Raw genomic sequence first — 19,861 nt, forward strand, 5'->3', positions numbered from 1 at the left:
CGCGCTGGCGCTGCGGCTGTTCAACGTGCCGCACTACATCATGCCGGCGCCAAGCGCGATCGCCTATGCGCTGTTCGACGAGTTCCCGCTGATTGCGCCGCATCTCGGCTACACGCTGGTCGAGCTTATTTCCGGCTTCTCGATCGGCGCCATCATCGGCCTGGTGATGGCTGCGGTGATCACGCAATTTCCCTTCGCCGAGAAGATCGTGGCGCCTTACATCCTGCTGCTGGTCACCACGCCGATGCTGGCGCTGGTGCCGCTTTTGATCCTGCGCTTCGGTTTTGGTTACACACCGCGCATCATCGCAGTGGCGCTGGCCGCCGGTCCGATGGTGATGATCAATGCGGCGACCGGCTTTCGCCGCGTCGATAGCGCCAAGATCGCGCTGGCGCGTTCCTATGGCGCCAGCACCTTGCAGATATTCTGGAAGATCCGGGCGCCGATGGCGCTGCCGATGATCCTGGTCGGGCTGATGATCGGCGCGATCTTCGGGCTTTTGACCGCGGTCGGCGCCGAGATGGTCGGCGGCGGCTTCGGCCTCGGCAACCGGCTGACCACTTATTCGTCGATGATCCAGATGCCGCAGTTCTTCGCCGTGGTTCTGATCCTCTCGACCCTCGGCATCCTGATCTACGTGCTGTTCTTCCTGATCGGCAAGAAGTGGGCGAGCTGGGAGGCGTGAGCGCAGAAATGACGAAAGGTCCCGGGAGGCGGGCGGCAAGAGACTGAAAATCAACAAAAAAGGGGAATGCCATGACCAAAGAAAGTTCAATCAGCCATAGTGCGAGGATCAGCCGCCGTTACTTCCTGCAGGTGACCGGTGCCGGCCTAGTAACGGCGACTGCGCTCGGCGCTTCCAGCCTCAGGGGCAAGGCCGAGGCCTATGAAAAATTCACGTGGATCTCGCCGCGCGGCACGCTCGAAGTGCTGGACGATTATCCCTATTGGGCGGCCAAGAAGGCCGGCTATTTCGGCGACCTCGAAACCGACATGCAGCCGGGTCCGTCGGACGGCACCGCAACGGTGAAGTTCGTCGATGTCGGCCAGGCCGACATGGGCTTCCCTTCGCCCGGCGTTTTCTCCTTCGCCATCCAGAACGGCATGAAGCTCAAATCCGTGTTCCACATGGGCGCGCGCGACACGTTCAGCTTCGCTTTCCGCAAGGGCGAGGGAACAAACGACCTGAAGCAGCTAGAAGGAAAGACCATTCTGCTCGGCTCCGCCGCCTGGCAGTCGATCACTGACCCGCTGCTGGCGGCGCAAGGCGTCGACATCAAGAAGGTGAAGTATGTCGAGGCCGGCTGGCCGACCTGGGGCACCGCACTTGCCGGCGGCCAGGGCGACGCCGCCCTGTCATGGGAAGGGCTGCGGGCCGAATGGATCGCCAAGAACCTCGACTTCGAATGCTGGCTCGGCGTGCAGAATTCGAAGCTGCCGGCCAACACTTTCGTCGTGCGCGCAGCAGATCTCGAGGATGCCGACCGCAAGGCGTTCCTGGAAAAGTACCTGCGCGGCTGGGCGATGGGCCTCGAATTCGGCTACCAGAATCCGCGCGCGGCCGTCGAAGCGGTGTTCGAGCAGTTCCCGACGCTGGCCAAGAACCTTGGGCCGGAGCTCGGCACCACCTCGATCCTGCAGCAGATCAACGTCTTCCGCGGCGACATGGACAAGCGCGAAGGCTGGGGCTCGCACGATATGGCGAGCTGGCAGGGCTTCTTCGACGAGATCCACAAGATCGGCCAGATCACCAGCCCGGTGAAAGCCGAGGACGTCTGCACCAACGAGCTGATCGGCCCCGCCAACAGCTTCGACAAGGCCAAGGTCAAGGCCGATGCCGACGGCTACAAGCTGTCAGAGGGCTTTGCCGCGCTCGATGTCGACAACATCAAGGCGCATCTGTTCGACTCGGCGGTCAAGTAAAGACTGCAATTGTCGATGTCGGCGCTGCCCTTGGCCTGCCTTGGCTCCTTTCCTCTCCCTCCGGAGGGGGGAGAGGTGGCGCCGCGAAGCGGCGACGGAGTGGGGGAAGGCGTTCGCCAAACGCGCAGTCGCCGCAAGACAGGCACAATGTGGCGACCAAGTAACCTCAGGCGGGCGCGAAGGTCGACCCCCACTCCGTCGAGCTTCGCTCGACACCTCTCCCCCGATCGACGGGGGAGAGGAAAGGGCCGGGCAATGAGCGGCGGCGACTGATCTGAGGTGATTGTCCCAGATAGACATACGAGCGGCAACCGATCGCGGCGCACAATTCAATGAAGAATTTGGGAGGCTGAGATGACCGACAAGGTGAAAGTGCTGGTGATTGGGCTGGGCAATATGGGCGCGTCGCATGCCAGCGCCTACCACCGGCTGGATGGCTTCGAGATCGTCGGCATCATGAGCCGGACGATCAAGAGCAACACAAAGATCCCGGCGGAATTAGCCGGCTATCCGCTCTACGAGGATTTCGATCAGGCGCTGAAAGAGACCAGGCCGGAAGCCGTTTCCATCAACAGCTGGCCCAACACGCATGCCGAATATGCGCTGAAGGCGATTGCCGCCGGTTGCCATGTGTTCATGGAAAAGCCGCTCGCCACCAATATCGAGGATGCCGAAAAGGTCGTCGCCGCGGCGCGAGCGAAGAACCGCAAGCTGGTGCTCGGCTATATCCTGCGCGTCCACCCGTCGTGGATCAAGTTCATCGAGGTCGGCAAGACGCTCGGCAAGCCGCTGGTCATGCGCCTCAACCTCAACCAGCAGAGCAGCGGCAGCGCCTGGCACTGGCACAAGAACCTGATCGATTCGCTGATCCCGATCGTCGATTGCGGCGTGCACTATGTCGACGTCATGTGCCAGCTGACCGGCGCCAAGCCGGTGCGCGTGCACGGCATCGGCGCCAAATTGTGGGCGGAAGCCGACAAGCAGAATTACGGCCATCTGCATGTCACCTTCGATGACGGCTCGGTCGGCTGGTACGAGGCGGGCTGGGGGCCGATGATGAGCGAGACGGCCTATTTCGTGAAGGATGTGGTCGGCCCCAAGGGCGCGGTCTCCATAGTCGCCGGCCAGCAGGCGAGCAGTGCGGCCGAACTGGCTGAGGTATCGAACTCCGCCGACATCGATCGCCACACCAAGACCGATGCGCTCAAGATCCACTACGCACAGGTCGACGGCGACAAGAATTTCAGCAAGCCGGACGAGATCGTCAGCATGGAGGACGAACCCGGCCACCAGGAGCTTTGCGACCGCGAGCAGGCATTCTTCCTGCGCGCCATCCGCGAGGATCTCGACTTGTCGGAGCAGATGGACGCCGCAGTCAACAGCCTGCGCATCGTGCTTGCCGCCGAGCAAAGCATCGCGGAAGGGCGGACTGTCGAGCTGGCCTGAGGCCCAGCTCCGCCTTCTCCCCTTTTTGTGGGAGAAGGTGGCCGCCCACGGGTCTTGCCTCCGGCAAGCCCGAGGACAGGCTCCGCGGCCGGATGAGGGGTGTTCCAGCTTGGCACCGACGCCGCTCCCGCCAGCACCCCTCAACCGTCTTGGCGCTACGCGCCAATCCACCTTCTCCCACAAGGGGAGAAGGAAGAAGGAGCGCCCGTTCGGGCACGGCAGAACGAGGGAGAGAGACATGGCCGAAATCACCGACAGCTTCCTGGAAACCTACGCCGAATCCGACGCGCTGGATCTGGCCGAGCTGGTGAAGCGCGGCGAAGTCTCGCCGGCCGAGCTTGTCGAGGCGGCGATCACCATGATCGAGCGACTCAACCCGGCGCTGAACGCGGTGATTCACCGGCTCTACGACATGGCGCGGGCTTCGGCTGAGACGGTCGATAGAAGCGCGCCCTTTGCCGGCGTACCATTCCTGCTCAAGGAACTGGGCTCGTCCTGGACCGGAGCGCCCAACACCAACTCCTGTTCTTTCCTGAGAGATGTCGTCGCCGATTTCGACACCGAGGTCGTGCGCCGCATGAAGGCGGCGGGCCTGGTGCTTGTCGGCAAATCCAATGCGCCCGAGAATGGCTGGTCGATCAGCACAGAACCCAAGCTTTACGGCGCGACGAAAAACCCTTGGAAGCACGGCATCACGCCGGGCGGCTCGAGCGGCGGCGCGGCCGCAGCCATCGCCTCGCGCATGGTGCCGATCGCCGAGGCCAGCGATGGCGCTGGCTCTATCCGTATCCCGGCCTCCTGCTGCGGCATCGTCGGCCTAAAACCGTCGCGCGGACGCGTCAGCCTGGCGCCCTTCGGCGACTATTGGTATGGCGGCGCCTATTTCCTGTGCTGCTCCAGGACGGTGCGCGACACGGCGGCCTATCTCGATGCCGTGGCCGGCGCGCTGCCGGGCGATCCCTATACGCCGCCGGTGCCGGGCGGCAGCTGGCTCAGCCTCTCGTCGCGTGCGCCGAAGAAACTGCGCGTCGGCTTTACCGTCACGCCGCCAAACCGCACGGCCATCGACCCAGAGGTCAAGGCCACGGTGCTGGCGACGGTCGCCGCGCTCGAGCACCTTGGGCACGATGTCGAGGAGCACGACATGCCGCTCGACGCCAATGCGGTGTGGAAAACCTACACCAACATGACCTGCGTGCAGACGGCGGCAACCTTCGGCTACCACGAAACGGTGATCGGCAGGCCGGTGACGCCAAGCGACGTCGAGCCGGTAACCTGGGCGATCATCGAGCGCGGCCGCGCAACGAGCGGCATCCGCCACATCTCCGACGTCGAGACGATCCGGCAAATCGGCCGCGACATCGTCGGCGATCTCGCGCCCTACGATCTCTTCATCACCCCGACCTTGACGCAACTGCCTAGGCCGTTGGGCTATTACGACATGTCGGAACCGGACATCGACCGCTACAATGCGAAGTGGACGGACGCCGTCTTCGCTTTCCCCTTCAACATCTCCGGACAACCAGCGATCTCACTGCCGCTCGGCTGGTCCGACGGCGGCGTGCCGATCGGCGTGCAGCTGGTCGGCCGCTACGGCGACGAAGCGACCGTGCTCGCCGTCTCCACGCGGCTGGAACGGGAGATGCCGTGGAAGGATCGGCGGCCGAAGCTGAGGGGGTAGTGTAGGGCAGAGCCGTGGCGTTGCGCCTCGCGCGGCTTTCCCTTCTCCCCCTGTGGCCGAGCGAAGCTCGGTCGGATGAGGGGTGTTGGAAGAAACTCAACGCCGCCACTCCGTCCAACACCCCTCTTCCGTCTTGGCGCTGCGCGCCAATCCACCTTCTCCCACAAGGGGAGAAGGCGAGGTAGGTCAGCCCGTGCCTCGCGCGCGCTGCCGATCCGAACCGCCATCCAGCCATGCGATGTCGTCCGGCGAAAGCGCAATGTCGAGCGCCCGCAGACTGTCCTCCAACTCGTCGAGCGTGCGCGGTCCGATCAGCGGGACGGACGGGAACGGCTGGGCCAGGACATAGGCGAGCGCGACATGGATCGGGCTCTTGCCCAGTCTGTTGGCGAGCTCGATCGCCCGGTCGCGGCGGCCGAAATTCTTCTCCGAGTACCAGACCCGGACCAGCTCTTCATTGTCACGCTGGTCGCGCCCGGCGCGGCCGGTGAAGAAACCCCGCCCTTGGCTCGACCAGGCAAAGTTCGGCATCTGCCGGTCGGTCAGCCAGGCCTTCCATTCATCGCTCGACGATGTGACGCAACCTGGCCAGATCGGCACCAGCATTTCGGCCAGCGAAAAATTGTTCGAAAGCGCGCCAGGCTTTTGCTTACCGGTCCGCTCGGCATAGGCAATAGCCTCGTCCATGCGTTCCCTTGTCCAGTTCGAGCCGCCGAACGGACCGCGAATGCGGCCAGCCCTGACCTCCCTGTCCATCGCGTCGACGAATTCGTCGACCGGCACGTCCGGATCGTCGCGGTGCATGAAATAGACATCGACATGATCGGTCTGCAGCCGGTCGAGCGACTGGGTGAGCTGCTTGCCGATCACATCGGGATAGCAGAGCGGGGTGTGCGCGCCCTTGCCGATGACCACCGCTTGCTCACGCACGCCGCGGTTCGTCAGCCACTGGCCGAGCAGCGTTTCGGTGTAGCCGCTGCCATAGATATAGGCGGTGTCGAAGACGTTGCCGCCGTCTTCGAAATAGGCATCGAGCAGGATCATGCCCGAGGAGAACGTGCGGAAATCCTCGAAGCCGAGCGCCAGGCACGAGGCCGGCCGCGGCAGGCCCGGAATTTCGCGCTTCGGGATCGCGGTGCCGCCGGCGCGCAGCCGCCGACCGGAGATGGTGTTGAGGCGTTTTTCGGGCTTCTCGATCTCGTATTCGAGGCCAATCGCGGCGCGCCATTTGTCGAGCACGCGCAGATTGCCGAGACTGTCGGCCCAGCCCATGCCCGGCCAGGCAAACTCCTGCTTCCCGGCCAGGATGGCCTCGCCGGCGGCGTCGACCTCGAAAGCGTAGAGCCGGCGGTCTTCCCTGACCTCGACCACCTCCTCCCCGCCCGGCCGGATGATGCGGATTTCGCCGGTGCCGCCTTCCCTGCCGCTCGCATACCAGAAATCCGCGACCTCGATGCGACCCTTGGTGCCGAGGATGCGCAGGACATTGTCCTGCGCCAGCGAAATGCCGCAGGAAACTTCGGCGACGATGCCACTGGGAAAATGCAGGAGCGCCGAGGCCCATTCGTCGACGCCGGACTGGCCGAGATGCGCAGCGCCGACCACCTTGTCCGGCTCGGCGAAGGGCGTTCCGACCGCCGCCCCGGCAATCAGCCGCGCCATCGAAACGGGGTAGCCGCCGACGTCCAGAACGCCGCCGCCAGCGAGGTCGTTGGCGTAGAGCCGGTGCTCCGGCATGAAATCAGGCATGGCGAAGCCGAAGCTCGACTTCACCATGCGCACCTCGCCGATCGCGCCGGACCTGATCAGCTCGACCAGTTTTGCCGTCTGCGGATGCAGCCGATACATGAAGGCTTCGCCGAGAAAGGTACCGGCCTTGCGCGCCGCATGGATCATCGCATCGGCCTCGAAGGCGGTCAGCCCCATCGGCTTTTCGCAAAGCACATGCTTCCCGGCCTCGGCCGCCTTGATCGCCCATTCGGCGTGGCTGGGATGCGGCGTCGAAATGTAGATCGCATCGACGTTCGGGTCCGCGAGCAAAGCCTCGTAGCCGTCGAGGATGCGGGCGCCGGGGAAGTTTTCAGCGAGGCCTGATTTGCCGGGATTGCGCGCGGCAATGGCAACCAATGTGCCGGTGCGCGAATGTGCCACGCCGCCGGCAAAGGCCTTGGCGATGGCGCCGGGCCCGAGAATGCCCCAGCGGATGGGCGCGATTGAAGTCATTGTCATTCTCCTGGGATTTGAGACGAGCTGGCCGTCAGCGCAGCCGCCGTCCGTTGTCGTCGAATAAGTAAGATTTGCGGATGGAAACGGTGATCTCAGGGGCCTCTGGCACCTCGGCCGCGTCGCGCTGGATGACGATATCGTCGCCAGCCGCAGTACGGGTGTAGAGAAAGCTCGTGCCACCCAGATGCTCGACCACGTCGATGGTTACAGAAAGGTCGGCATCGCCCTTTCCGGCATGACCGAAATGTTCTGGGCGAACGCCCACCACTACCTTGCTTCCCGGTTCGGGCACCGGGCCATTCAGCGGCTGTGTAAGACGCGTCCCGCCTGCCAATTCGACCGTCACGCCGGAAGCGCTTTGCCCCAGGACCCGAGCTTTGATGAAGTTCATCTTCGGCGAGCCGACAAAGCCTGCGACGAACTGATTGTCGGGGTCACTGTAAAGATCGAGCGGCCTGCCGATCTGCTCGACATAGCCGTCGCGCAGCACCACGATCCTGTCGGCCAGCGTCATCGCTTCGGTCTGGTCGTGCGTCACATAGATCATGGTGACGCCGAGCTCCTTGTGCAGGCGCGAGATCTCGACCCGCATCTGCACCCTGAGCTCGGCATCGAGGTTGCTCAGCGGCTCGTCGAACAGGAACACTTGCGGCTCGCGCACGATGGCGCGGCCGATGGCGACGCGCTGGCGCTGGCCGCCCGACAATTGCCGCGGGCGGCGCTTCATCAGCTCGGCGATGCGCAGGATCTCGGAGGCCCGCTTCACCCGCCGCTCGGTGTCGGCCTTCGGGTTGCCGTTCATCCTCAGCCCGAAGCTCAGATTCTGCTCGACACTCATATGCGGGTAGAGCGCGTAGGACTGGAACACCATGGCGATGCCGCGATCGGCCGGCTCGACGTCGTTCACCACCTTGCCGCCGATGGCGATCTCGCCGCCGCTGATGTCCTCGAGCCCGGCGATCATCCTCAGTAGCGTGGACTTGCCGCAGCCGGAGGGGCCGACAAAGACGACGAATTCGCCGTCATTGACGTCGATGTCAGCGCCGTGAATGATCTGAAAGCCGCCGAAGCGCTTGACGACATTTTTGAGTGTGACCGCTGCCATGCTGATCCTATTTGATGGCGCCGGCGGCAATGCCGGCGACGAAATGGCGCTGCAAGAGCACGAACACGCCGAGCAGCGGCACGGTGAGCATCACGGCGCCCGCCATGATGCCGCCCCACGACACTTTGGTGAGACCGATCAGCGTGCCGAGCGCCACCGGCGCCGTCATCGCGCCGGGCTTGGAATTGATCAGCAGCGGCCAGAGATAGTTGTTCCAGGAGGCAAGGAACAGGATGATGGCGAGCGCCGCCAGCATCGGCCGCGCCAGCGGCAGCGCTACGAACAGGAAGATCCGCCACTCCTTGACCCCCTCGACCCGAGCGGCGTCGAATAGATCGCCCGGCATCATCGAGAAGCTCTGCCGCATGAACAGCACGCCGAGCGAATTGAAGAGCGGCGGCACGATCAGCGCCACCCAGGTGTTGGCGAGCTTGAAGTCGCGCGCCACCATGATGAATTGCGGGATCAGCACGACAGCATAGGGTAGCGTGATGGTGCCGAGGATGATGGCGACGACCACGCCCTTGCCGAAGAACTGGTAGCGCGCCAGCGCCCAGCCGGCCATCGAGGTGAGCAGCACCGACAGGAACGTATAGGTCACCGCCACCGAGACGGAGATGCCGATGGCGCCGATGAAATTGGTGTCGCGCTGCAGATTGTTGACATTGTCGAGGAAACTGCCGTGCGGCAAAAGCTCGATGCTGGGGCTGAAGATGCCTCTGTCGGGCATGGTCGAGAAAATCGCCATCATCCACAGAGGAAACAGCCAGATCAGCGCCAGCGGCGTCAGGAAGAGATGCAGCGCGATGCTGCGCCCCAGTTTTGAAGAGGAACGCGAGCTCATTTCGGGTCCCTCGTCAGCCACAGTTGCACCAGCGAGATGGCGATCGCCAGTCCGGCCATGGTGTAGGCGATGGCCGAGGCGTAGCCGAAGTTGAGCGACCTGAAGCCCTGGCGGTAAAGCAGCAGCCCGAGCGTTTCGGTGCCGCCGCCCGGTCCGCCGCGTTCGGTGATCAGGAACGGCTCGGTGAACAGCTGCATGGTGCCGATGATCGACAGCACGGCGCAGAACACGATGATCGGCTTGAGCAGCGGCAGGGTGATGTAGAAGAACTGCTTGAGCTTGCTGACGCGGTCCAACGTCGCCGCCTCGTAGACATCCTGGGGGATAGACTGCAGGCCGGCGAGCAGGATGATGGCGTTGTAGCCGGCCCAGCGCCAGGTCACCGCGATCATGATGACCGCCATCGCCGGCGTGACGTTGGAAAACCAGTCGATACGGGGCAGGCCGACACTGTTCAGCAGCTTGTTGATGATGCCGTAATCGAGGTTGAACATCAGCCGGAACACCGCCGAATAGGCGACTTCGCCGACCACCACCGGGGCGAAGAAGGCGAAGCGGAACAGGCCACGGGCTTTCAGCAGCGGCGAATTCAAAAGCACAGCCATGATGATCGCCAAAGTGATCATCACCGGCACCTGGATGACGAGGATGAGCAGCGTGTTCTTCAGCGCATTGAAAAACGCAGGGTCGCCGATCAGCCGGCCCCAGTTGAAGGTGGGGGCGAACCGCCACGGCACGGTGCGCGTCGCCTGGAAGGAGATCAGGAACGAGCTGATGATCGGCCACAGCCAGAAGATCGAGAAGATCAGCAGGTAGGGCGCGAGGAAGCGATATGCCGTGGCGTTCTGATAGCGCATCGTTGCCTCCTTCGCCTCCCGTTTCTAGGTTTACCGGCCTACTGTCGAAGCCGGCGCCGCTTTCTCTTCCCTTCTCCCCTTGTGGGAGAAGGTGGATTGGCGCGCAGCGCCAAGACGGTTGAGGGGTGCCGGAAGAAACTCAGCGTCGGCGATCCGTCCAACACTCCGTCGCCTTCGGCGACACTTCTCCCACAAGGGGAGAAGGAAGAGCCGCGTGAAGATCACTCTTCGACCGGCAGGCCGGTCGCCGAGGCGATCTGGCTTGCGGCATCGTCGAGCGCCGCCTTGGCGTCGGGGTAGCCACCGCCCAGATATTTGGTCTGCACCGCGCGGACGATGATTTCCGCGTCGCTCTGGAACGGGGTGCCGCGGCTGGGGACCACTTTGGGCAAGGTGCCGAGGATATCCTTCCACACCGCCTGGCCGCCCCAATAGGGTTGGCCTTCGGAGACATAGGGGTCATCGAGCGCCGAGATCAGCGACGGCACGAGGCCAAAACCCTTCAGCATCGCTATCTGGCCCTCGTTGGTCGCGAGCGAGTATTTCAGGTAGGCGTAGGCTGCCTCCTTGTTGTTGGACACCGAGGTGATGGCGAGCGACGAACCGCCGAGATTGGCGGCGCGCGGGCCGTCGGCGGTGAGGCTCGGCATCAGGTAGACGCCCCATTTGCCGCTGCCGTCGGGCGATTCGGTGCGTATGGTGCCCTCATACCAGCCGCCATACATCTGGGTGGCGACCTTGCCGGCGGTGTTGTTGGTGATCTTGGTGCTCCAGTCGGCCGAGGTGATGATGCCGGCGTCCTTCATCTCCTTGATCTTGGTCATCGACGCCACACAGGCCGGTTGATTGACGGTGATCGACTGCCCATCGGCGGCGAAATAGGCGCAGCCCTGCTCGTTGGCGATCATGCGGAAGAATTCGGAGTCGCCGTTGAAATCGGCGTTGGTCATCGTCACGCCGGGATTGGCGTCCTGGATCTTCTTGCCGGCGGCAATGAAATCGTCCCAGGTCTTGATCGACGCGGGATCGACGCCGGCCTTCTCGTAGAAGTCGCGGCGATAGTACATCGCCACCGGGCCCGAATCCCATGGCATCGCATAGGCCTTGTCTTCCACTTCGAGCTCGGTGCGCTTGAAATCGGGGAATTTTGCCTGGTCTTCGGCCGTGTAGCCCAGCGTGTGAAGGTCGACGAAGCAGTCCGGGAACTGGCTCCAGTAGTTCTCGGCCTCGCCGTTCTCGATCGTCACTATATCAGGCAGTCCCTCGCCGCCGGCGGCGCAGCCGGCGATCGACTTGTCGTAGGTCGGCTGGTTGCCGAGATCCTGGACCGTGACCTTGATATCGGGGAACTGCTTGTTGAAACCTTCTATGGTGGCCTTCAGCGATGAAGCGGCGACGTTCCAGCTCCAGATCGTGATTTCGCCGGATTGCGCAAAGGCTGGGGCTGAGCCCAGGGCAAGCGCGAACGCGGCGCAGGTCAGTATGGTGCGCATCGAAATCCTCCCATTTCATTTGCTCTCTCTTCGCGAGCATGGCTAGACTAGGCACTGGCGAAGGCTTGTCCGCGACAAAGGGAATAAAGAATTGGCGGAAAGTAAGATGCCGGAAAGACCGTTTTACCAGCCTGGCGCCAGCAGCGTGGAGGGCCTGCCGCTGCTCCTGCAGACGTTTCACAATCATCCCCTGGTGATGCTCAAGCCGCATTGGCATGCCCAGGTCGAGGTGAACTTCATCATGTGCGGCACTGTCCACTACCGCATGAACGATCACGAGATCTCGCTTTCGGCCGGCGACATGTGCCTGTTCTGGGGCGGCCTGCCGCATCAGATGATCGATGCATCGGACGATGCCGTCTTCGCCGGCGCGCATCTGCCACTGGTGCATTTCTTCCGGCTGCATTTGCCCGCTGATATTCGCAACCGGCTGATGACGGGCGCGACATTGGTGACCAATGCCACCGACCGGTCCGACAGCGACAATTTCGAGCGCTGGAACCGCTATGTCCGGTCAGGCGATCCAGCCAAGGCCGAGCACGCCGTGAATGAGCTGTTGCTGCGGCTGGAGCGGGTGCGGTTCGAGCCCTACCGGCTCGCACCCGAAACCTCGATCGAGCAGGAAGCAGGCAATCCTTTCGATCAGCAATCCCTGCGCAATGTCGGGCGCATGTGCGACTTCATAGCGGAGAATTTCCTCTACGAGATCGACTGTGTGGACATCGCGGCGACGGCCGATATCCATCCCAAATACGCCATGAGCATCTTTAAGAAATCGACCGGCATGACGCTCAACGAATATGTCAACTTGCTGCGGCTCAGCTACGCGCAGGCGCTGCTGATGCACCAGGATGCCAACGTGCTGCGCGTCGCGATGGACTCCGGCTTCGGCTCGCTCAGCGCCTTCAACAAGTCGTTCCGCAAGCTGGCCGGCATGTCGCCGTCGGATTTTCGCAGAGGCGCTGGCGTCAGATAGTCCCGGGTTGAAATGCCGTCATGGTTTGCGTTATCAGCAAGGGGTGAGACTAAAAGAATATTTCTATCTGCTTGGATTGAAGCCAAGAACACGCGTTTACGGCCACTCGATACAAGTCATCGATCTCCCGAAAGACGGGAAGATTGAATTCGCTCGCTGGAAGAACCCGCGCGGGGCAGACCTCGATCTCACCCAGGGCGAAGTCGATGACCTGCGGACGTTCCTGAGCGATGGCGACGTGGCGATCGACGTTGGTGCCCAGGTTGGCGACAGCACGATACCGATCGCCCTCGCCTGCGGGCCGCAGGGCCTGGTCCTCGCTTTCGAGCCGAACCCTTTTGCCTTCACGATCCTCGGCGCCAATGCCGCGCTCAACCCTTGCAGACTGAATATTTTTCCGATTCCTTACGCGGCGACGCCGGAAGATGGGTCGTTCGTCTTCGACTACGGCAACCCGGGATTTGAGAACGGCGGCGACCACACCGGCGTGTCGCGGTGGAAGCACGGGAGCGCTTTCAGTATCCCGGTCGAGGGACGGCGAATTGAGCCGTTGATCCGTGCCCGGCTCGGCCAGCGCATCAAGCGCCTGCGCTACATCAAGACCGATGTGGAGCAGCATGATCTGTCGGTTTTGATCTCGATCGGCGCGCTGATCGACGAATGCCGGCCCTACATCAAGTCCGAGGTCAATCACAATCTTTCGATGGACGAGCGGGTGCGGATGCGCCGGTTCTTTGCCGACAAGGGCTACGATGTCCATTTGGTGGGGCCGACGACGCTGTTCGGTCCGAAACTCACCGAAAACGATCTCGGCAGGAAGAAGAATTTCGACATGTTCGCGGTTCCCCGGAACTGACGCCGCTGGCCCTTCCAGTGCGTCGCGTTTGGTGCGTGCGGCGGTATGGTGGCCGCCAGCGGGTTTTGATATCGTCTAATGACCCGTGATGTGGTCTGACGTTTGCGGTCCGACATTTCTCTTGAGACAGGCCGTTCGGAATTGCGGGACAGTTTTCAGCCAGTGCGCGAGGGACCTCGGTTTCGGCCGGATATACAGGGGCTGCGTGGTCTCGCGGTCGCTCTGGTCGTGGTTTTTCATCTGTGGCCGGATGTTCTTCCCGGCGGATATGTCGGCGTCGACGTCTTTTTCGTTATTTCGGGCTATCTCATCACAGGCTTGCTTGCGCGAACAGCAGTGCGCGACGGCCGGATCTCGCTGATCGAATTCTATTCCCGGCGAATCCGGCGGCTTCTGCCAGCAGCGACCCTGGTGCTGCTTGTGACGCTGTGCGGGACGTTGTTTTTCCTCTCGAAGGCGCGCTGGGAGGAAACAGCCAACCAGATCGCCGCCAGCGCCCTTTATGTCCAGAACTGGCGGCTGGCCTCGATCGCCGTCAGCTATCTCGATGCCGACAGCCTGCCGAGCCCGGTACAGCATTACTGGTCGCTCTCGATAGAAGAGCAGTTCTATATCGTCTGGCCGCTCCTCATGGTCGCAGTGATCTGGCTGGCGCGTCGCCTAGGATTCCCGCTGAGACTTTCATTGATCGGGGCATTGTCGCTCGTGTTCACCGGGTCGCTGATCGTGTCGGTGATCTTGACCGAGATGGACCCTGCGCAGGCTTATTTCGTGACCCAAACGCGCATATGGGAATTGGCGCTGGGAGGGCTGTTGGCCCTCACCGGACACGGGTTTCGACTGGGAGCGTTCGCACGACAGTCATTGGCGGCGGTGGGCGTGGCAGGCATCCTCGCATCCGCCCTGTTGTTCTCCGCGTCAACGCCTTTCCCAGGCGCAAGCGCCTTGCTGCCGACCCTTGCTACCGTTCTTGTCATCCTGGCCGGCGAGGTTGAACGCGGTCGGTTTCGCGGGCTTGATTCGAAAATGCTTCGCTTCATCGGCGACCGGTCGTACTCGATCTATCTGTGGCACTGGCCACTGATCATTTTCTTTCTGGCGCAGGGCTACTCCGTGTCGCTGGTCAACGGTCTTGGGCTGATTGTGCTGACCACCGCACTATCGGACTTGTCTTATCGATATGTGGAACAACGATATCGAGAGGCTCGCGCCCGTGTCGAATGGAAACCGCTGGGATACGGCACTTTTGCGATACTTGCTTGCGTGGCGGTCTCCGGCGGCCTGCTCTATTCCCTACGCACCGAAAGCATCGACACGGCCTTGATCGGGACGCTTTCCTATCCTGGTCCGGCTGCGCTGCTCATCGACGCTCCCGTTCCCGACGGCGTGGATCTCCTTCCTCCCCTTGCCCGGCTGAAGCGGGATTTGCCGATTGCGTATCTATCGAAGTGCCACCAGGAGGAAGGCGCAGAACCATTGAGATGCTCTCTCGGCGATCCGGCCGGTGCGAGGGCCATCGTGCTTGTGGGGGATTCTCACGCCGCCCAATGGATCCCGGCGCTGGACAGGATTGCCATGGGCCGCAAGCTCAAGCTGATCACGTTTACAAAGTCCGCCTGTCCATTCAGCCGTGTCCCGATCGTCGCCTATGGCAAACCCTACGTGTCTTGTGCCGAATGGCGGGAGAACGTGCTCGCCGAGATCATCAAACTGAAGCCGGATCTGATATTTACCAGTCAATCCGGCTACGGCACAGTGCCACAAGAACAGATGCTCGAGGGCCTGCGGAGCGTCTGGAGCGAGCTGGTGGAAACAGGCTCGCAAATCGTCGCGATTCGCAACACACCCTATATCAAATTCGATCCCGGCGATTGCTTGAGCACCACGCCGGCCAAATGCTTCACCAAGCGCAGTGAAGTCGAATCGAACAGCACGTTTGCCTTGGCAGCAAAGTCGCAGAAGAATGTGGTCTTCGTGGATATGACCGATGCCATATGCGGCCCGCTCCTATGTCCCGCAGTCGCCGGCAACATCATCGTCTGGCGCGACCTTCACCATTTGACGGCCAGCTATTCGCTTGCCCTGGCCCCCTATCTGGCATCGATGGCCGGCCTTTGAAAGTCGGGCGTCGATGCCGTGCCAGTCCCCGCTGGTGCAGTTGAGCGCCCACGCAAAAACGCACCACCGGCCGGAGCCGGTGGTGCTCTCTGGACAGTCTGTAGGGGCAGGACCGTCCAGCGATCCCCGAGGATCTGGGCTCAATGTGGGCTCTTCCTTGATCCATGGCATCGGCCAAACAGATGAAGGAGCCCGCCAGCCGGGCAAGAATTTTCGATAGTTGCGGTGCGCCGCCGCGGACGCACGAATTGCAATTTTATTCGGCTGCGTCAGGAATTTCGCCGGATGTGTCGTCGGAAGACTCTGCCGGGTCGGCCTCTCTTGCCAGGAACTTGTCCAAGGCTGCCTGCAAGGATAGGGTGGCCTGCGGTGAGGCCGGCGTCGTCGAAACGACAGCCATCGCATGAGCAATTCCGCTCGTCGTCTTATCCTTAGCCGCCGCAGAAGTTGCGGCTCCGTGTCCCTGCGATCCGGCCCCGCCAGAGTTTCCGCCGTTGCCGTTGCTTCCGCCGTTACCGTGCCCGCCGCCATTGCCGCCGGGTCCGGCGAAGACCGGAGACGCGACAAGGGCGAGAGCGGCGACCGTTGCGAACAGACTGGTTCGAGTTTTCATGGTTTCTCCTTACGAATCGCCGTCCCGCCAGGTTGGTTCTGGATCATAAATGTGAGGACTCTCTAATATGAAGGTCCGCTATTTAGCCAGTTTCGTTTAAATACAGCCGTCCGCAAGGGACCTTGGTCCGAGATTGAAAAGCAAAAGTCCTAACTCTATCCGGGGCGTATTGCGCGGCGAACAAACGCCTGCCGGTCACAAGCCAGCAAAGCGAGATAGCGAAATCGATGGGAGCGCGTAGACGCAATCCTCCGCGATCACGCGATACACATCGCGGCTGGCTGCGGGGCGAGGGTAGGAACCACTGGCGGTTCTTGCCGCCTATTGCGTTTTAACCCCGACGATCTCTGCAAAAGGACCGCCAACGCCGGGCGCGCGAAGTGCCGCTCCTGTCGCGCCGCATGGGATCACTGCGACGCTGCCGGCGCCAGTCGTAATATCCTTCCCGCTGGCTCGTCGGTCAACGCCATTACCGCGCCGTCGGGAGCCTGCACCACGTCTCGGATGCGGCTGCCGAGAGCGAGGACTTCCTCGCCGGCGAACTGCTCGCCGTCAATCCTGACACGAACGATGCCTGCCGCGGACAGTCCGCCAATCAGGAGGTCGCCTCGCCAATCGGCAAACATGTCGCCGGTGTAGAAGGTCATGCCGGAAGGCGAGATGACCGGTGTCCAGCTATGGATGGAGCCGGCAAACTCCGGCCGTGTCGATGGATCGGGGATGCGTTTGCCCGAATAGTGCCGCCCCCAGCTGACCACGGGCCAGCCGTAATTCCTGCCGGCTTCCGGAATGTTTAGCTCATCGCCGCCGCGCGGCCCCATTTCCGCCGTCCAGAGCACGCCGGTTTCGGGATGGATCGCTGCGCTTTGCACATTGCGATGGCCGTAGGACCATATCTCGTCGGCGCCGTCCTTGCCGACGAAGGGATTGTCGTCAGGCACAGAACCATCGGGATTGATGCGGACGACCGTCCCGAGATGATTGCTCGCGTCCTGCGCCTGTTGCGCCTTGCCGCGCTCGCCGAGCGTAACGAAGAGCTTGCCGTCCGGCGCGAACACCAGGCGGGAACCGAAATGGTGCCGGCTCGAGACGGCTGGTTCCTGCCGGAAGATCACTTCGAAGCCCGAAAGCGCGCTCCCGTTCTCGTTCAGGCGTCCACGGCCGACGGACGTGGCCGCGCCGCCGCTCCGCTGCTCCGAATAGGAGAGATAAACCGTCCGGTTGTTGGCAAAGTCCGGATCGAGCGCCACATCCAGCAGGCCGCCTTGTCCGTCGGCGAGGACGTCCGGCACACCGTCGATCGGATCGGAAACGGCCCCGTCGGTCGAGACGAGCCGCAGGCGCCCCGGACGCTCGGTGACCAGCAGCGTGCCGTCGGGCAGGTAGGTCGCGCCCCAGGGATGTTCGAGCCCTTCGGCAAAGGTCTCGACAGCAATGCGGCCTGTTTGGCTCTCTATGCTCTTGGAAGGGTCCTGCGCGAAGGTGGTCGAGGGCGCGCTGAAGGCAAGAAGAAAAGACAAAGCAATCGGTATCCGCAGCATGATTTCTCCATCCGAACGGGGGGAGCCGCCGGCTCCTCGATATAATGACCGACTACCGATGCGGTTCCCAAGCTGGCGAGCGGGTTCTCATCGATGGCGTATATGGCGGCCGAAGATGTCCGCCTGCTGCTAAGCTGCAAGCGGCGCTTCGGCGTAGCTGTCAATCGCTGCGATCTCTTCCTTTTTCGCGTCAGCTTCCATAGTGAGGTCAAACGCGGCCTGCATGTTCATCCAGAACTGAGGCGTCGTATTGAAGAACTTGGCAAGGCGAAGCGCAGTGTCGGGAGTGACGGGGGTCACTTCGGCCACAAGGCGCTCAATCCTGGTCCGTGGCACATCGAGCTTTTTGGCGAGCGTGTAAGGCTTCAGACCCAGAGGGGCAAGAAACTCCTCCCGCAAGATTTCGCCAGGGTGGATCGGCGAAGTAAAGTGTAGCATTGCAGATCTCCAACTCTTGGTCGTCCCCACTCTTGGTCGTCAATGGCAATCGGCGATTTCAACGTCCTCGGCGTTGCCGTCTACCCACCGAAAGCAGACACGGAATTGGTCATTAATGCGGATCGAGTGCTGTCCGGTGCGGTCGCCTTTCAGCGTTCCGGGCTGTCAACGAAAAAGTACCACCGCGTGAGACTGACGGCCCATCTTCAGATGAAGGCAATCTATGATTGAACTGGTCCAGGCGAAAAGATGGATGACGATACGTCGCCGATTTTGGCACGAAAAGCTCACCGTGGCGACATGGTCGCGACACAGGGCCACAAAGCAAATCGGCCGCCCGAAGGCGGCCGATTTAATCGCTTGATTCCCTGAGAGAAACTGGAGCGGGTGAAGCGATTCGAACGCTCGACCCCAACCTTGGCAAGGTTGTGCTCTACCCCTGAGCTACACCCGCTCGCGCGACTTTTTGGCCGCAAGCCGCGCCTATATGGCTGAAGGGCGCGGCGATTGCAACAGGGAAATCGCAGGTTTTTTGGCCGCACCCGGCGACGTAAACGAGCCTTCGGTAGCGTGGATAGCAACGGAATCGGCAGCCTCGCTGCGCAACGGTCTTGTCTCGGCCGCGTCATTGGCCGTAAACGGCATGATCCAACCGCGACAACAAGCAGCCCCACAAGAAATAACATGCCGAAAACCGAAGCCGAGCTCTTTGCCTTTCTCGCCGATCTTGGGATCGAGGTCTCGACCCTGCGTCATCCGCCGCTGTTCACGGTCGCCGATTCGCAGGCGCTGCGCGGAGAAATCGCCGGCGGGCACACCAAAAACCTGTTCCTCAGGGATAAGAAGGACAATTTCTTCCTGGTCAGCGTCGACGAGGAGGCTGTGGTCGATCTCAAGCAGATCCACCATGTGATCGGCGCTGCCGGGCGCGTGTCCTTCGGCAAGCCGGAGATGCTGATGGAGCTTCTCGGCGTCGTTCCGGGCGCGGTCACGGTGTTCGGCGTGATCAACGATACCGAGCGGCGGGTCAAGGTCGTTCTCGACCAGGAGTTGATGGGCCATGCCATCATCAACGCGCATCCGCTGACCAACGAGGCAACGACATCGATCGCCGCCGCCGACCTCGTCAAATTCGTCGAGGCAACCGGGCATGATGCTGTTATCTTGAAAGTCACGGGATGATCGCCACATGGATGACGACAAAACCGACTTCTAAGTGAGGAATCTAGACGTCGCGCCGGGCCGGTGGCCGGCGGCGCGACCGAAAGGGTGACGAGATGAGCGACAACAATCAATTTGGCGGCCCATTTGGCAGCAATGGCGGGCAGTATGCCACCACGGTGCAGTATGGCGGCACCGAGGCCACTCCCGCGAAAGTCGCGCTTGGCGAGCCGCCGGTCGCCGTCGACGTCATCAAGGACACGACGACCGCCGCATTTGCCGCCGACGTCATCCAGGAGTCGCGCCGTCAGCCGGTGCTGGTCGATTTCTGGGCACCATGGTGCGGGCCCTGCAAGCAACTGACGCCGCTGCTGGAAAAGGCGGTCACGGCCGCCAGCGGCAAGGTCAAGCTGGTCAAGATGAATATCGACGACCATCCTTCGATCGCCGGACAGCTCGGCATCCAGTCGATCCCGGCGGTCATCGCTTTCAAGGACGGCCAGCCGGTCGACGGCTTCATGGGCGCCATTCCCGAGAGCCAGATCGCCGCGTTCATCGAGAAGGTCGGCGGCAAGACCAATGG

Annotated in this window: 16 protein-coding genes, 1 tRNA gene and 1 pseudogene; 9 read left to right on the forward strand and 9 right to left on the reverse strand. The window is 62.3% G+C overall.

Annotated features, from left to right (window positions below):
• The 4 genes from EOC93_RS26030 to EOC93_RS26055 all read left to right on the forward strand — a co-directional run.
• The coding region (locus EOC93_RS26030) for an ABC transporter permease subunit (RefSeq protein ID WP_127206037.1) at positions 1–685 on the forward strand (685 nt) is incomplete at its 5' end.
• Between the two features lie 71 nt (positions 686–756).
• Complete coding sequence (locus EOC93_RS26035; RefSeq protein WP_127206038.1) at positions 757–1,923, forward strand: ABC transporter substrate-binding protein; 1,167 nt, start codon at positions 757–759, stop codon at positions 1,921–1,923.
• Between the two features lie 354 nt (positions 1,924–2,277).
• Positions 2,278–3,369: a Gfo/Idh/MocA family oxidoreductase gene (locus EOC93_RS26045; RefSeq protein WP_127206039.1), complete on the forward strand. Its 1,092-nt coding sequence runs from the start codon at positions 2,278–2,280 to the stop codon at positions 3,367–3,369.
• A 238-nt stretch (positions 3,370–3,607) separates the two neighbouring features.
• Positions 3,608–5,050 (forward strand): amidase, encoded by a 1,443-nt coding sequence (locus EOC93_RS26055; protein WP_127206041.1) that lies wholly within the window; start codon positions 3,608–3,610, stop codon positions 5,048–5,050.
• 186 nt (positions 5,051–5,236) lie between these two features.
• Here the strand turns inward: EOC93_RS26055 and EOC93_RS26060 are convergent, their stop codons facing one another.
• The 5 genes from EOC93_RS26060 to EOC93_RS26080 form a co-directional block, all read right to left on the reverse strand.
• A complete protein-coding gene (locus EOC93_RS26060; protein ID WP_126104283.1) occupies positions 5,237–7,273 on the reverse strand; it encodes an aldo/keto reductase in 2,037 nt (678 codons plus the stop codon).
• 34 nt (positions 7,274–7,307) lie between these two features.
• Complete coding sequence (gene ugpC, locus EOC93_RS26065; protein WP_126104284.1) at positions 7,308–8,381, reverse strand: sn-glycerol-3-phosphate ABC transporter ATP-binding protein UgpC; 1,074 nt, start codon at positions 8,379–8,381, stop codon at positions 7,308–7,310.
• Positions 8,382–8,388: 7 nt separating this feature from the next.
• On the reverse strand, positions 8,389–9,225 hold the full coding sequence (locus tag EOC93_RS26070) for a carbohydrate ABC transporter permease (protein ID WP_127206042.1): 837 nt from the start codon (positions 9,223–9,225) through the stop codon (positions 8,389–8,391).
• Positions 9,222–10,082 (reverse strand): sugar ABC transporter permease, encoded by an 861-nt coding sequence (locus tag EOC93_RS26075; RefSeq protein WP_127206043.1) that lies wholly within the window; start codon positions 10,080–10,082, stop codon positions 9,222–9,224. The genes EOC93_RS26070 and EOC93_RS26075 overlap by 4 nt, the downstream gene beginning before the upstream one ends.
• A 221-nt stretch (positions 10,083–10,303) precedes the next feature.
• A complete protein-coding gene (locus tag EOC93_RS26080) occupies positions 10,304–11,575 on the reverse strand; it encodes an ABC transporter substrate-binding protein (protein WP_127206044.1) in 1,272 nt (423 codons plus the stop codon).
• Between the two features lie 106 nt (positions 11,576–11,681).
• On the opposite strand from EOC93_RS26080, the gene EOC93_RS26085 reads away from it, so the two are divergent.
• The 3 genes from EOC93_RS26085 (at position 11,682) to EOC93_RS26095 (ending at position 15,525) form a co-directional block, all read left to right on the forward strand.
• Positions 11,682–12,551, forward strand: a complete 870-nt coding sequence (locus tag EOC93_RS26085; protein ID WP_095484815.1) for a helix-turn-helix domain-containing protein — start codon at positions 11,682–11,684, stop codon at positions 12,549–12,551.
• 43 nt (positions 12,552–12,594) lie between these two features.
• Positions 12,595–13,407 (forward strand): FkbM family methyltransferase, encoded by an 813-nt coding sequence (locus EOC93_RS26090; protein ID WP_164547076.1) that lies wholly within the window; start codon positions 12,595–12,597, stop codon positions 13,405–13,407.
• Between the two features lie 162 nt (positions 13,408–13,569).
• The gene (locus tag EOC93_RS26095) at positions 13,570–15,525 is read left to right on the forward strand and encodes an acyltransferase family protein (RefSeq protein ID WP_281033159.1); all 1,956 of its coding nucleotides are present in this window, start codon (positions 13,570–13,572) and stop codon (positions 15,523–15,525) included.
• 1,020 nt (positions 15,526–16,545) lie between these two features.
• On the opposite strand, the gene EOC93_RS26105 is transcribed toward EOC93_RS26095, so the two are convergent.
• The 4 genes and pseudogenes from EOC93_RS26105 to EOC93_RS26120 all read right to left on the reverse strand — a co-directional run bounded on the left by EOC93_RS26105 (position 16,546) and on the right by EOC93_RS26120 (position 18,571).
• A complete protein-coding gene (locus EOC93_RS26105) occupies positions 16,546–17,679 on the reverse strand; it encodes a PQQ-dependent sugar dehydrogenase (protein ID WP_127206047.1) in 1,134 nt (377 codons plus the stop codon).
• Between the two features lie 129 nt (positions 17,680–17,808).
• Positions 17,809–18,117, reverse strand: coding sequence for a HigA family addiction module antitoxin (locus EOC93_RS26110; RefSeq protein WP_127206048.1), 309 nt, complete (start codon positions 18,115–18,117; stop codon positions 17,809–17,811).
• A 39-nt stretch (positions 18,118–18,156) separates the two neighbouring features.
• A pseudogene (locus tag EOC93_RS26115) lies at positions 18,157–18,270 on the reverse strand (type II toxin-antitoxin system RelE/ParE family toxin); the annotation flags it as partial.
• A gap of 226 nt (positions 18,271–18,496) precedes the next feature.
• Positions 18,497–18,571: transfer RNA gene (locus EOC93_RS26120), tRNA-Gly, on the reverse strand.
• A 230-nt stretch (positions 18,572–18,801) separates the two neighbouring features.
• Between EOC93_RS26120 and EOC93_RS26125 the strand changes: the two genes are divergently transcribed.
• Both EOC93_RS26125 and trxA read left to right on the forward strand, forming a co-directional pair.
• Positions 18,802–19,299, forward strand: a complete 498-nt coding sequence (locus EOC93_RS26125) for a prolyl-tRNA synthetase associated domain-containing protein (protein ID WP_127206049.1) — start codon at positions 18,802–18,804, stop codon at positions 19,297–19,299.
• A 95-nt stretch (positions 19,300–19,394) separates the two neighbouring features.
• Positions 19,395–19,861 (forward strand): thioredoxin (gene trxA, locus EOC93_RS26130; RefSeq protein WP_127206050.1); only part of this gene is annotated, 467 nt, incomplete at its 3' end.

The organism is Mesorhizobium sp. M6A.T.Ce.TU.002.03.1.1, assembly GCF_003997275.1.
GTDB classification, from domain to species: Bacteria; Pseudomonadota; Alphaproteobacteria; order Rhizobiales; family Rhizobiaceae; genus Mesorhizobium; species Mesorhizobium mediterraneum.